Source organism: Mesorhizobium sp. WSM1386, assembly GCF_055901595.1.
In genome coordinates, this window is sequence record NZ_CM148373.1 from 427,489 (window position 1) to 439,926 (window position 12,438).

Sequence of the window (12,438 nt, forward strand, 5' to 3'; positions counted from 1 at the left end):
TGTTCAGGCGGCGCGATCGTCGCGTGCTGCCCTGACGGCCCGGAAAAACTGTTCGATCAGCGCCGGATCCTTGACGCCCGGCGCGCTTTCCACGCCCGAGGAAATGTCTATTGCGGGCGGATTGGCAAGGCGAAGGGCATCACCGATATTGGCGGCGTTGAGCCCACCGGAAAGCATGTAATCGACGCCGGCGTCAAGGCCGGCGAGAATGCGCCAGTCGAAGGTGACGCCGTTGCCGCCCGGCAGCTCGGAACCTTTTGGCGGCTTGGCGTCGAACAGGAACCGGTCGGCGACGCCGATGAACGGCATTATCCGGTCGAGATCGGCGGCCTCGCTGAGCGGCAGCGCCTTTATCACCGGCAGGCCATGGCGGGCCTTGACCTCGGCCACCCTCTCGGGCGTTTCCGAACCGTGCAGCTGCAGCATGTCGGGCTGCATTTTGGCGACGATCTCGTCCAGGAAGCCGTCGCCGGCGTCAACCGTCACGGCGACGGCCAAGGCCTTGCCGCGCGCGGCTTCGCGCAGACGACCGGCCTCGGCCGGTTCGAGATAGCGCGGGCTCTTGGCAAAGAAAATAAAGCCGACATGACTGGCACCGCCGGCAAGGGCCGCGGCCATTGCCTGGTCGGTCTTCAAGCCGCAGATCTTGATGTCGAGCGCCATGACGCGGGAATTGGCATGAAACGCGCCAAGAGTCGAGAAAAAGCATGCTGTTTGCCGGGAACGCCAAAGGCGCTACCTATGGATGGAGTGAATGCCAGGCGGGAGCACAATCATGGCCGACAGAACCGTTGCCGAATTGAGGCAGAAGATCGTGCAGGCGCGCGAGGTCATCGCCCACCTGATAGACAAGGCCGCCTTCAACGGCGCCGAGGCGCACCGGGCGCTGGATTATTTCGGCAGCGACGCCTTCGACCGCGACTTCCTGCCCTGGCCGCATCATGGCGACGAGGGGCTGCGGCCGGATGAGCTCAATGCGGCGAACGACGATTGAGGCAGCCTACTCGAACATGATCGCCTGCAGCGCCCCGCCATTGCGCTTCAGCCAATCCTTGCAGCGGTCGGTGTCGGGGCAGAGTTTCTCGCACAATTTCCAGAATTTCGGACCGTGGTTCATCTCCTTGAGATGCGCCACCTCATGGGCGACGAGATAGTTTATGACGGGCTGCGGCGCCATCATGATGCGCCACGAGAAGGACAGGTTGCCCTCCGAGGTGCATGAACCCCAGCGGCTGGAGGTATCCTTGTAGCGGATCGCCTTGGCACGCTTGCCGAGCGCCCCGGTGTGCTTGACCACCAGCTTCTCGATCTCCTTCTTGGCCTCGCGCTTCAAGAAATCGGCGATGCGGCGCGGCAGGTGGATCCGGTCGCCATGCACGATGAGCAGCGGGCCGCGCTCGTCGCGCGACACCGTGATGGTGCCGCGCTTCGACGGCTCATGGACGATGCGGTGCGGCACGCCGCGTATCGGGATCCTGATGCCGGGCCGCACCTGCGGCCGGGTCGGCACCTTGGCCAGCCGCTGCTCCAGCCAGTCCTGATGGCGCTCGAGGAACCGGTCCACCTCGCCGCGGCGCAGGCCCGGCGGAACGGTGATGCGCAGGCCCTGGCCGCCGGAATCGATGCGCAGCGTCAGGCGCCGCGCCCTGGCGCTCTCGACGATCTTGAGCGGCAGCGTGCGGCCGGCGACACAATATTCCCGCTCCACGGCGGGCGTGGGCTTGGGCTTCGTCAGATTGCGAAAGAATCCGATGGTCATGGCGGGACGATACGCGATTCGAGAAAAACGAATAGAACAAAAAAGAAACGGCGCCGCTCACGCGACGCCGTCATCATACCTTGGCCCTGTCGCTAGGCTTCAGTCGTCGAGCAGGTTCGAACCTTTGCCACGCTTGGTGGGGGTCGTTCCGGTGCTCGGATCGGTCTTCGTCGGGGCAGTCGACTTGTTGCGGTTCGCCATGAAGCGATCGAACTCGTCCTGGTCCTTGGCGCGGCGCAATTCGCGGGCATACTCGTCGAACTGCGTCAGCATCTCGTCGAGCTTGCGGCGCTCTTCGTTCAAGCGCTCAAGTTCCTTTTCGCGCCAGTCGTCGAAAGCGACGTTGCCGGTGCGGGCGGAGCCGTTGCCCCAGCGCGCGGCCTTGTCGGAACCACGGCGGCAGCCGGCGAAGATGCCGTCGGTCGCGCGGTTGACGTCACGCTTGAAGCCGTCGAGCCGGTCGCCCCAGATGATGTAGGCGAGCATGGCGAAGCCGAGCGGCCAGAACACCATGAAGCCGATCACCATCAAGGCGATGGTCGCCGGCGTCCAGGCCGGGCGGATCAATGCAGATGTGTTCATTTTCTCCCATTCCTTCGGTTGGAGACAGCCAGGACCGGCTGCGTGGAATCGAAATGGGAAGGCAAAAACGGCGATTCAAGACAATGTCCGCCAAAACCGGACAAGGGACTGAAATTATTATCGCTTATTGAGCGTATCGAGGAAAAGCACGACCAGGCCGGCAATCAGCCCCCAGAATGCGGCGCCGACGCCGAACAGTGTCAGCCCCGAGGCGGTGACGACGAAAGTGACCGTGGCGGCCATGCGCTGCCCCTCGTCCTTCAATGCGATCGCCAGCGCGTTGGCGAGCGACGCCATCAGCGCGAGCCCTGCCACCAGCACGATCAGGCTCTGCGGCAGGACGGCGAAGATCGCCACCAGCGAGGCGCCGAAAATCGCGAAGATGAGATAGGCGAGCGCATAGAACGGCCCGGTCTTCCAGCGCTCGGCTGGGTCGGGGTGAACGTCCGGCCCGGTGCAGATCGCCGCCGAAATCGCCGCCAGATTGGTGGTCGAGCCGCCAAACGGCGCCGACAGCAGCGAAAACAAGCCGGTGACGCCGATCAGCGGGCCGGGCTCGGGGTGGTAGCCGGCGGCGCGCAGCACGGCGAGGCCCGACAGGTTCTGCGAGGCCATGGTGACGAGATAGAGCGGCAGCGCCAGGCCGATCATCGCCTTGGCGGTGAAATCGGGCGCGATCAGCGTCAGCGTCGACAATTCGGGTGTCGGCAGGCCGCCGACACGGCCGGTCAAGAAGGCGGCGAGACCGCCACCGATCAGCACCGCCAGCACCGACAGCGCCGGGTTGAACAGGCGGATGACGAAGAAGGCCGCGATCAGCGGCAGGATCAGCCAGGGGTCGACGGGAACGGTCTTGACCGCGTTGAGGGCGAAGGTGACGACGATGCCGGCCAGCATGCCGGAGGCAACCGAGGGGGGTATCCTGGAGATCAGCTGCGTCAACGGCTTGAACAGGCCGGTGGCGATCAACAGGATGGCGGTGACGATGAAGGCGGCGACGGCCTCGCCGATCGAAAAACCGCTCGACGCCGCCATCAGCGCCAGGCCCGGCGTCGACCATGCGGTGATGACGGGCATTTTCGTGCGCCAGGACAGCCACAGGCTCTCGATTGCCATGGCAAGGCAGATGGTCGTCACCCAGCTCGCCGTCTGGATTTGCGTCGCGCCGACCGCATGGGCGGCGGCAATGACGATAGCCAGTGTGCCGCCAAAGCCGACGATGGCCGCGACAAAGGCTGAGATCGGGATGGAAAGGCGCATGCTCATCAGCCCCGCTTGGCCATGTCACTGACCGACCGCACCAGCATGTCGAGATCCTGCGGCCGCGACAGGCGGTGGTCACCATCGGGGATCAGCGACAATGTGACATCATCGGCCGGCAGCAGACTGACCAGCTTCAGCGCGTGGCTCGACGGCACGTCCGCATCGGCCAGGCCTTGCAGGATGTGAACCGGGCAATGGGTGTCGATCGGGCCGGTCATCACCCGGTTGTCGCGCCCGTCCTCGATCAAGGCGCGCGTGTAGATGTAGGGTTCCTGGGAATAGTCCGACGGCTCGGCAAAGAACCCCTTTTTTGCGAGGTCGCGTTTCTGCGCCTTGGTCAGCACCGGTTCGACCAATTCGGCGGTAAAATCCGGCGCCGGCGCCAGCAGCACCAGACCGACGACGCTTGCGTCGCCCGCCTTGCGCAATTCCTGCACCATGCGCAACGCGATCCAGGCGCCCATCGAGGAACCGACCAGTATCTGGTTACCCCTTGTGAAATGGCGGAACACGGCAAGGCTCTGCGACAGCCATGTCGAAATCGTGCCGTCGGCAAAGGCGCCGCCGGATTCGCCATGGCCCGAATAGTCATGACGCAGGAAAGCCCGGCCTTCGCTCGCGGCCCACGCCGACAGCGTCTCAGCCTTCGTGCCCAGCATGTCCGACTTGTAGCCGCCGAGCCAGACAATGCCGGGCGTGGAACCCGTCGAATGGCGCACTGCTATGCGCGATCCATCGACATCCAGAAAGGCTGGGGGCGTGGCGGTCATGGCTTTTTCCTCGGGCCCTGTTCGGCGCGGGGTTCTTGTGACACAGCCACAGGCGTGGCGAAAAGTGCTCACGATGCTCTTTGTTTGGTGCAGGCCCGCGATCAGGGTGATTTTCTGTCAATGCTGTGCTATTGACTCCGCCCGCGCGCTCACCACATTGACGCGTCCACACATCAGACCGACAAAACCCGGAACGAAACGGCCAAGGAGACCACGACCATTCGCAGACCTTTCAAAGCAGCGGCGCCGACCAAGGATGGGCCGCGCTCCAACCGTGATATCCGGGTTCCCCGGGTCCAGCTTATCGACGCAGAAGGCCAGAACCGCGGTGATGTTTCCATCAACGACGCATTGCTGCTCGCCGAAGAGGCAGGGCTCGATCTCGTCGAAATATCGCCCAATGCGGTGCCGCCCGTCGTAAAAATCCTCGATCTCGGCAAGTTGAAATACGCCAACCAGAAGAAGGCGGCCGAGGCGCGCAAGAATCAGAAGGTCATCGAGATCAAGGAGATCAAGATGCGCCCGAACATCGACAGCCACGACTACGAGACCAAGATGAAGGCGGTTCGCCGCTTCTTCGAGGAAGGCGACAAGGTCAAGCTGACGCTGCGCTTCCGTGGCCGCGAGATGGCGCATATGGAGCTCGGCATGCAGCTTCTGAACAAGGTGCGCGAAGAAGTGGCGACCATCGCTAAGGTCGAGGCCGAGCCGAAGCTCGAAGGCCGCCAGATGATGATGGTGCTGGCGCCGCGCTAGGTGTGCTGAACATCTGAGATCACGATAAAGTCAGGCGTGGCCAGCGCTCCAAATCCGCCTGAATTGTCTTGCAGAGCGTCCCGGCGATCGGCGGGACGCCTGTTTCTCGGCTAAAGCCGCGATCGCCGGCTAAGCTCCTCGACGATCGGACACCCCTTGGACAACGAACTCAAATACGGGCTGGGCAATTACCAGCAGATACGCCGGCTCGTGCTTGCCGTGCTCGTGGTGGTGCTGTTTCTGGCGCTGCTTTTCGGCCAGTCGACCTTCCCACCCGACACGCCGGTGCATGAAACAATCGAGATGTTCGGCGTGCTGCTGATCTTCCTCGGCATCGTCGGCCGCCTCTGGGCGACGCTCTATATCGGCGGGCGCAAATCGTCCGAGGTGGTGACGGGCGGACCCTACTCGATCACCCGCAATCCGCTCTATGTGTTCTCGACACTGGCCGCGGCTGGCGTCGGCGCGCAGATCGGCTCGTTCTCCGGCATCATCCTGTTCGGGCTGCTGTGCGCCGGCGCCTTCCACATCGTCATCCTGCGCGAGGAGAAATTCCTCAAGGAAGCGCTCGGTGCGCCCTATGCCGCCTATCTGGCGCGGGTACCGCGCTTCTTCCCGAACCTTTCCCTCTACCAGGAAGGCGATACCGGTAGCTTCAAGCCGCGTCTGCTGTTGACCACGCTGCTCGATGGCCTGGTGTTCCTCATTGCGCTGCCGGCGTTCGAACTGATCGACGGCGCCCAGCAGTCGGGCATGCTGCCGGTGTGGTTCACGCTGCCCTGACCGAGGCTGCAAAGGCGCGGCGCGGTGGGTGTTGCACACAGGCCAGCTTTGACGTATAGGACCGCCGTTCAAGAAAACCGCCCGGCAGGGCATGCCGTGGCGGTTTCATTTGCTTTTCGGGCTTTGGTCGGCCCGAAGCGAACAAGAAGCGCGATAGTGCGCCAACGAGACGGAGTAGCAAAATGCCCAAGATGAAGACCAAGTCGGCCGCCAAGAAGCGGTTCAAGATCACAGGTACGGGTAAAGTCCTGTCGGCTGCGGCCGGCAAGCGTCACGGCATGATCAAGCGTTCCAACAAGTTCATTCGAAATGCCCGCGGCACGATGGTTCTGGCTGAACCGGATGGCAAGAAGGTCATCAAGAATTTTCTGCCGAACGGCCTCTGAGGCATTCGGTCTGGACAGCGTTTGTTTTTACGCAATTCCGAACGGAAAACCGCAACACACTTTCCTGGAATTGCTTTTAAGGAGATCATGACATGGCACGCGTAAAGAGAGGCGTCACCTCGCACGCCAAGCACAAGAAGGTCCTGAAAGCCGCCAAAGGCTTCTACGGCCGCCGCAAGAACACCATCCGCATCGCCAAGCAGGCGGTGGAAAAGTCGCTGCAGTACGCTTACCGCGACCGCAAGAACCGCAAGCGCTCGTTCCGTGCGCTGTGGATCCAGCGCATCAACGCCGCGACCCACGAGCACGGCCTGACCTATGGCCGCTTCATCGACGGCCTCAACAAGGCCGGCATCGAGATCGATCGCAAGATCCTGTCCGACATGGCCATCCATGAGCCGCAGGCTTTCGCCGCGCTGGTCGCCAAGGCCAAGGTCGCGCTCGAATATCTGAAGAACACCACGCCGAACGCTTTTGAAAGCGCTGTCGCCTAAGACCAGCGCTTCCCAAGCATTCGCAATTCTGATTTGGGGAACCCGCGCTGGCTCGGCTGGCGCGGGTTCTTCTTATGCCTGACCTTTCAACTTAGAAGTGACTTTCACTTTAAAGCTGACTTCCAACGTAGCGAGTTTGACCGTGAACGACGTAACTACCGGCTTGGATACGCTCGAAAATTCCCTGATGGCCGACATCGCGTCGGCCGCCGATGAGCCGGCCATCGAAGCCGTGCGCATTGCCGCCTTCGGCAAGAAGGGCACCGTGTCCGAAATGCTGAAGACGCTTGGCGCCATGACCGCCGAGGAGCGCCAGGTCAAAGGCCCTGTCATCAATGGCCTCAAGAACCGCGTCACGGAGGCGCTGACAGCCCGCAAGGCGGAATTGAAGGACGTGGCGATCGCCGCGCGGCTGGCTTCCGAGAAGGTCGATGTGACGCTGCCGGTGCGGCAATCGCCGGCCGAGCGCGGCCGCATCCATCCGATCAGCCAGGTCATCGACGAGATCGCGGCGATCTTCGGCGATCTCGGCTTCGCCATCGCGGAAGGTCCAGATATCGAGACCGATTATTACAATTTCACCGCGCTGAATTTCCCGGAGGGCCATCCGGCGCGCGAGATGCACGACACCTTCTTCTTCCAGCCGGACGAGAAGGGCGAGCGCAAGCTTTTGCGCACCCACACCTCCCCGGTGCAGATCCGAACCATGGAGAAGCAGAAGCCGCCGATCCGCATCGTCATTCCAGGCAAGACCTACCGCCAGGATTCCGACGCCACCCACTCGCCGATGTTCCATCAGGTCGAGGGGCTGGTGATCGACAAGTCGGCGAACGTCGCCAACATGAAATGGGTGCTGGAAGAGTTCTGCAAGGCATTCTTCGAGGTGCCCTCGGTCAAGATGCGCTTCCGGCCGTCCTTCTTCCCGTTCACCGAGCCAAGCCTCGAGGTCGACATCCAATGCGACCGCTCGCGGCCCGGCGAAGTGCGCTTCGGCGAAGGCTCCGACTGGATGGAGATCCTCGGCTGCGGCATGGTGCACCCCAACGTGCTGCGCGCCGGCGGGCTCGATCCGGACGAGTACCAGGGCTTTGCCTGGGGCATGGGCATCGACCGCATTGCCATGCTGAAATATGGCATGCCGGACCTGCGCGCCTTCTTCGATGCCGACGTGCGCTGGCTGTCGCATTACGGTTTCAGGCCGCTCGACATGCCGACACTGTTCGGAGGCCTGAGCGCGTGACAGCCCTGAACATTCCTGCTGCCAGCTATTACGGAACAGCATCATGAAATTCACCCTCTCCTGGCTCAAGGATCATCTCGAGACCGACGCCACGCTCGCCGAGATCGTCGAGCGGCTGACCTCGATCGGCCTCGAAGTCGAGCATGTCGACGACAAATCGAGCCTGAAACCCTTCGTCATCGCCAAGGTGCTGACGGCGGTGCAGCACCCCGATGCCGACCGCCTGCGGGTGCTGACCGTCGATACCGGCGACGGCAAGCCACCCGTGCAGGTGGTGTGCGGAGCGCCGAACGCCCGCGCGGGCCTGATCGGCGCCTTTGCCGCGCCCGGCACCTATGTGCCCGGCATCGACGTGACGCTGACGATCGGCAAGATCCGGGGCGTCGAAAGCCACGGCATGATGTGTTCCGAGCGCGAGCTGGAGCTTTCCGACGAGCATAACGGCATCATCGACCTGCCCGCCGATGCGCCGGTCGGCACCAGCTTCGCGACCTATGCGCATCTCGACGATCCGGTCATCGAGATCAATCTGACGCCGAACCGGCCTGATGCGACCAGCGTCTACGGCATCGCCAGGGATCTGGCGGCAAGCGGGCTCGGCCGTCTCGTCGGCGGCGCCATCATGCCCCACGCCGGCAGCGGCATGTGTCCGGTCAAGGTGACGATCGAGGCCCCGGAACTCTGTCCCGGCTTCGCGCTCAGGCTGGTCAAGGGCGTGAAGAACGGCCCGTCGCCGAAATGGCTGCAGCAGCGGCTGATCGCCATTGGCCTTCGGCCGATCAGCGCGCTGGTGGACATCACCAATTACGTCACCTTCGATCGTGGCCGGCCGCTGCATGTGTTCGATGCCAGGAAGGTCGCCGGCAATCTCGTCGTGCGCCGCGCAAAGGATGGCGAAAAAGTGCTGGCGCTCGACGGCCGCGAATACACGCTGACGCCGGAGATGTGCGTGATCGCGGATGACGATGGCGTCGAATCGATCGCCGGCATCATGGGCGGCGAGCATTCCGGCTGCGACGAGAACACCACCGACGTGCTGATCGAGTCCGCGCTTTGGGATCCGATCACCACCGCCCGCACCGGCCGCACGCTCGGCATCATCACCGATGCGCGCTATCGCTTCGAACGCGGCGTCGATCCCGAATTCATGGTGCCAGGCGTGGAACTGGCGACGAAACTGGTGCTCGATTTCTGCGGCGGCACGCCGACGGAGATCGAAGTGGCCGGTTATGCCGGCCACCAGCCCAAGATGGTCTCCTTCCCGCTGTCGGACATCAAGCGCCTGACCGGGATCGAGGTCCCCAGGGCGGAAAGCCTGGGCATCCTCTCGCGCCTCGGTTTCACGGCGGACGGATCGGGCGATGTCGTCAACGTCACCGTGCCCTCCTGGCGTCCCGATGTCGACGGCAAGGCCGACCTGGTCGAGGAGGTGATGCGCATCCACGGCGTCGACAACATCGCGCCGCAGCCGCTCGGCGCGCATGACGCGGTCAATGCAAAAATCCTCACCACGCTGCAGGTGCGCACCCGCACGGCCAAGCGCGCATTGGCAGTGCGCGGCATGATGGAGGCCGTCACCTGGTCGTTCATCCCGGCAAGGCATGCCGAGCTGTTCGGCGGCGGCCAGACGGCGCTCAAGCTCGCCAACCCGATCGCCGCCGATATGTCCGACATGCGGCCCTCGCTGCTGCCGGGGCTGATCGCCGCTGCCCAGCGCAATGCCGACAAGGGCATCGGCGACGTGGCGCTGTTCGAAGTCTCGGGCACCTATGAGGGCGACGGCGCCGACCAGCAGCGCCGCGTCTCTGCCGGCGTGCGCCGCGGCACCGCCAAGCTCGACGGCTCTGGCCGCAACTGGGCCGGCAATTCGGGGCCGGTCGGCGTGTTCGACGCCAAGGCCGATGCGATCGCGGCGCTCGAAGCCTGCGGCGCGCCGGTCGACCGGCTGCAGATCGAGGCGGGCGGTCCGGCCTGGTATCATCCCGGCCGCTCCGGCACGATCAAGCTCGGGCCGAAAACGGTGCTGGGCACCTTCGGCGAGTTCCATCCGAAGACGCTGGAAGGGCTCGATGCCTCCGGACCGCTGTGCGGCTTCGAAGTGTTCGTCGACGCCGTGCCCGAGCCGAAGGCCAAGCCGACGAAGACCAAGCCGAGACTGGAGCTTTCCGCCTTCCAGGCGGTGAAGCGCGACTTCGCCTTCGTCGTCGATAGATCCGTCGAGGCCGGCACGCTGGTGCGCGCCGCCCTTGCCGCCGACAAGAAGCTGATCACTGGTGTCTCGGTCTTCGACATCTTCGAGGGTGCATCGCTCGGCGCCGACAAGAAATCGATCGCCATCGAAGTGTCGATCCAGCCGGTCGAAAAGACGCTGACCGACGAGGATTTCGAGGCGCTCGCCAAGCGCATCGTCGAGAATGTCGGCAAGCAGACCGGTGGTGTTCTGCGCGGCTGAAGCAATTCCAGGAAAAGTGTTTAGCGGTTTTCCGTCCGGAATTGCGCAGGAATTATGGATTGCGGGCAGATGGCGAATCGTCCTCCAAAAGACGATGGACCATCTGCGCCATTCCGGGTTGCCGTTCGAAACACAACGCGAAGCGTTTCTCGACATCGTGTCGGCCGATCCGCTCGTCCGCGAAGCGCTGGTGCCTGCCCGAGCGCTCAACCTTCCGGACTGGCTGGTGGTTTCCGGCGCGCTCTACAACAGCGTCTGGAACCATCTGACCGGCAGGCCATCGGGCTACGGCATCAAGGATGTCGATTTGTTCTATTTCGATGATGCGGATTTATCCTACGAGGCCGAGGACGCCGTCATTCGCCGGGCGGCACGGCATTTCGAAGGGCTGGCACTGCCGGTCGAGGTGCGCAATCAGGCTCGGGTGCATCTGTGGTATCCGCAGAAGTTCGGGCAGCCCTGCCCGCGCTATACGAGTTCCAGCGACTCGGTTGGGCATTTTGCCTCGAAAACCCATGCGGTCGGGGTGCGATACGATGCCGACGGGCAATTGGAGCTTGTGGCGCCGTTCGGGCTCGACGATATCTTTTCGTTCCGCATCACGCCCAACCGGGTGATGGATAACCAGCGAACGCATGATGCGAAGGGCCGCCGCGCGAAGGAATATTGGCCGGAGATTTCGGTGGTGCCTTGGTAGGGAATGTCGACGCGAGGCGCCCCCCTCTGGCCTGCCGGCCATCTCCCCCTCAAGGGGGGAGATTGACAGCTTGGCCGCCGCGCACATCTCTCAACGTTGACGATTAGCGAAAGCCGAAAGGAAAGCCGATCTCCCCCATGAGGGGGAGATGTCCGGCAGGACAGAGGGGGGCGCCTCGCGCCGGCCTCACAACAAGAGCGCCGAAGCGCTCCTCACCCATTCACCAGCGCCAGCAACTCCTCCGTGTAGCGCTTGCCAACCACCTTATCGGGCGACAGCGCATCACCGATCGTCGCCACCTCGGCCACGCTCAGCTCGATCGCGGCCGCCGCCGTGTTCTGCTCCAGATGACGTATCTTGCGGGCGCCGGGGATCGGCACGATGAAATCGCCCTGGTGCAGCACCCAGGCGAGCGCCAGCTGCGCGGAGGTGACGCCTTTTTCAGCCGCCATCTTCTCCAGCGTGGCGACAATTTTGGCGTTGGCTTCCATCGCCTCGGCCTGGAAGCGTGGCAAGGTGCGGCGCCAGTCGTCGGAGCTCAAGGTCTCCGGCTTGGCGATCGTGCCGGTCAGGAGGCCACGGCCCAGCGGGCTGTAGGGAACGAAGCCGATGCCGAGTTCGCGGCAGACGGCGAACACCTCGTCTTCCGGATCGCGGCTCCACAGCGAATATTCGCTCTGCACGGCCGCGATCGGATGCACGGCGTGCGCCCGGCGGATGGTCGCGGCACTCGCTTCCGAAAGGCCGAGCGCCCGCACCTTGCCCTCGCGCACCAGTTCGGCCATGGCGCCGAGCGTGTCTTCGATCGGCACGCTGGGGTCGACGCGATGCTGGTAGTAGAGGTCGATCACATCGGTGCCGAGCCGCTTCAGCGATGCCTCGGCGACAGCCTTGACGTGCTCGGGGCGGCTGTCGACGCCGGCCATGCGGTCCATACCGGCACCTTCCTCCAGGATCTTGAAGCCGAATTTGGTGGCGATGGTCACCTTGTCGCGCACCGGCTTCAGCGCCTTGCCGACCAGAATCTCGTTCTCATAGGGGCCGTAGACCTCCGCCGTGTCGAAGAAATTGACGCCGATGTCGACGGCGCGGCGCAATGTGGCGATCGCTTCAGCCTCCGGCTGGCCGCCATAGGCGAAGCTCATGCCCATGCAGCCGAGGCCGACGGGGTGGACGTTCAATTCAGTTCCTAGCTTGCGGGTTTGCATAACGCGTCTCCTTGTTGCGATGCGGGACAAATAGCGTCTTGCCTTGTG

The 12,438-nt window shown here is 63.6% G+C and carries 14 protein-coding genes; 8 read left to right on the forward strand and 6 right to left on the reverse strand.

The genetic code is table 11. The annotated features are described in order from the left end of the window. Positions 1–3: 3 nt before the first annotated feature. Entirely contained in the window at positions 4–663 is a 660-nt protein-coding gene (locus AC0NIH_RS01975; RefSeq protein WP_473467030.1) for a phosphoribosylanthranilate isomerase, read from the reverse strand. Between the two features lie 112 nt (positions 664–775). On the opposite strand from AC0NIH_RS01975, the gene AC0NIH_RS01980 reads away from it, so the two are divergent. After that, on the forward strand, positions 776–994 hold the full coding sequence (locus tag AC0NIH_RS01980) for a hypothetical protein (RefSeq protein WP_023775971.1): 219 nt from the start codon (positions 776–778) through the stop codon (positions 992–994). Between the two features lie 6 nt (positions 995–1,000). Here AC0NIH_RS01980 and AC0NIH_RS01985 read toward each other — a convergent pair whose 3' ends face one another. The 4 genes from AC0NIH_RS01985 to AC0NIH_RS02000 all read right to left on the reverse strand — a co-directional run bounded on the left by AC0NIH_RS01985 (position 1,001) and on the right by AC0NIH_RS02000 (position 4,374). Beyond that, positions 1,001–1,759 carry a M48 family metallopeptidase gene (locus tag AC0NIH_RS01985; protein WP_473467029.1) on the reverse strand — a complete coding sequence of 253 codons (759 nt, stop codon included), beginning with the start codon at positions 1,757–1,759 and terminating at the stop codon, positions 1,001–1,003. A gap of 99 nt (positions 1,760–1,858) precedes the next feature. Next, a complete protein-coding gene (locus AC0NIH_RS01990) occupies positions 1,859–2,341 on the reverse strand; it encodes a DUF2852 domain-containing protein (RefSeq protein WP_473467027.1) in 483 nt (160 codons plus the stop codon). Between the two features lie 117 nt (positions 2,342–2,458). Continuing rightward, the gene (locus AC0NIH_RS01995; RefSeq protein WP_473467086.1) at positions 2,459–3,601 is read right to left on the reverse strand and encodes a benzoate/H(+) symporter BenE family transporter; all 1,143 of its coding nucleotides are present in this window, start codon (positions 3,599–3,601) and stop codon (positions 2,459–2,461) included. 5 nt (positions 3,602–3,606) lie between these two features. Further along, positions 3,607–4,374: an alpha/beta hydrolase gene (locus AC0NIH_RS02000; RefSeq protein ID WP_473467025.1), complete on the reverse strand. Its 768-nt coding sequence runs from the start codon at positions 4,372–4,374 to the stop codon at positions 3,607–3,609. Between the two features lie 219 nt (positions 4,375–4,593). On the opposite strand from AC0NIH_RS02000, the gene infC reads away from it, so the two are divergent. The 7 genes from infC (at position 4,594) to AC0NIH_RS02035 (ending at position 11,182) form a co-directional block, all read left to right on the forward strand. Further along, positions 4,594–5,130: a translation initiation factor IF-3 gene (gene infC / locus AC0NIH_RS02005; protein ID WP_010912915.1), complete on the forward strand. Its 537-nt coding sequence runs from the start codon at positions 4,594–4,596 to the stop codon at positions 5,128–5,130. Positions 5,131–5,286: 156 nt separating this feature from the next. Next, complete coding sequence (locus AC0NIH_RS02010) at positions 5,287–5,913, forward strand: methyltransferase family protein (RefSeq protein WP_473467022.1); 627 nt, start codon at positions 5,287–5,289, stop codon at positions 5,911–5,913. A gap of 182 nt (positions 5,914–6,095) precedes the next feature. Then, positions 6,096–6,299: a 50S ribosomal protein L35 gene (gene rpmI, locus AC0NIH_RS02015; protein WP_006201248.1), complete on the forward strand. Its 204-nt coding sequence runs from the start codon at positions 6,096–6,098 to the stop codon at positions 6,297–6,299. A 92-nt stretch (positions 6,300–6,391) separates the two neighbouring features. Beyond that, a complete protein-coding gene (rplT, locus tag AC0NIH_RS02020; RefSeq protein ID WP_006201247.1) occupies positions 6,392–6,793 on the forward strand; it encodes a 50S ribosomal protein L20 in 402 nt (133 codons plus the stop codon). A gap of 187 nt (positions 6,794–6,980) precedes the next feature. Next, a complete protein-coding gene (pheS, locus tag AC0NIH_RS02025) occupies positions 6,981–8,033 on the forward strand; it encodes a phenylalanine--tRNA ligase subunit alpha (RefSeq protein ID WP_473467082.1) in 1,053 nt (350 codons plus the stop codon). Between the two features lie 43 nt (positions 8,034–8,076). Then, on the forward strand, positions 8,077–10,485 hold the full coding sequence (pheT, locus tag AC0NIH_RS02030) for a phenylalanine--tRNA ligase subunit beta (protein ID WP_473467020.1): 2,409 nt from the start codon (positions 8,077–8,079) through the stop codon (positions 10,483–10,485). A gap of 94 nt (positions 10,486–10,579) precedes the next feature. Further along, positions 10,580–11,182 (forward strand): nucleotidyltransferase family protein, encoded by a 603-nt coding sequence (locus AC0NIH_RS02035; protein ID WP_473467017.1) that lies wholly within the window; start codon positions 10,580–10,582, stop codon positions 11,180–11,182. Positions 11,183–11,394: 212 nt separating this feature from the next. Here AC0NIH_RS02035 and AC0NIH_RS02040 read toward each other — a convergent pair whose 3' ends face one another. Continuing rightward, positions 11,395–12,390 (reverse strand): aldo/keto reductase, encoded by a 996-nt coding sequence (locus AC0NIH_RS02040; RefSeq protein WP_473467015.1) that lies wholly within the window; start codon positions 12,388–12,390, stop codon positions 11,395–11,397. Between the last annotated feature and the right edge of the window lie 48 nt (positions 12,391–12,438).

What these genes read in the sequence shown, in the direction of transcription:
- rplT (WP_006201247.1), top strand. Translation starts at nt 6,392, where the DNA reads ATGGCACGCGTAAAGAGAGGCGTCACCTCGCACGCCAAGCACAAGAAG.
- AC0NIH_RS01985 (WP_473467029.1), bottom strand. Translation starts at nt 1,759, where the DNA reads ATGACCATCGGATTCTTTCGCAATCTGACGAAGCCCAAGCCCACGCCC.
- AC0NIH_RS01990 (WP_473467027.1), bottom strand. Translation starts at nt 2,341, where the DNA reads ATGAACACATCTGCATTGATCCGCCCGGCCTGGACGCCGGCGACCATC.
- pheS (WP_473467082.1), top strand. Translation starts at nt 6,981, where the DNA reads ATGGCCGACATCGCGTCGGCCGCCGATGAGCCGGCCATCGAAGCCGTG.
- AC0NIH_RS02035 (WP_473467017.1), top strand. Translation starts at nt 10,580, where the DNA reads ATGGACCATCTGCGCCATTCCGGGTTGCCGTTCGAAACACAACGCGAA.
- pheT (WP_473467020.1), top strand. Translation starts at nt 8,077, where the DNA reads ATGAAATTCACCCTCTCCTGGCTCAAGGATCATCTCGAGACCGACGCC.
- AC0NIH_RS01975 (WP_473467030.1), bottom strand. Translation starts at nt 663, where the DNA reads ATGGCGCTCGACATCAAGATCTGCGGCTTGAAGACCGACCAGGCAATG.
- AC0NIH_RS02040 (WP_473467015.1), bottom strand. Translation starts at nt 12,390, where the DNA reads ATGCAAACCCGCAAGCTAGGAACTGAATTGAACGTCCACCCCGTCGGC.
- AC0NIH_RS01995 (WP_473467086.1), bottom strand. Translation starts at nt 3,601, where the DNA reads ATGCGCCTTTCCATCCCGATCTCAGCCTTTGTCGCGGCCATCGTCGGC.
- AC0NIH_RS02000 (WP_473467025.1), bottom strand. Translation starts at nt 4,374, where the DNA reads ATGACCGCCACGCCCCCAGCCTTTCTGGATGTCGATGGATCGCGCATA.
- AC0NIH_RS01980 (WP_023775971.1), top strand. Translation starts at nt 776, where the DNA reads ATGGCCGACAGAACCGTTGCCGAATTGAGGCAGAAGATCGTGCAGGCG.
- rpmI (WP_006201248.1), top strand. Translation starts at nt 6,096, where the DNA reads ATGCCCAAGATGAAGACCAAGTCGGCCGCCAAGAAGCGGTTCAAGATC.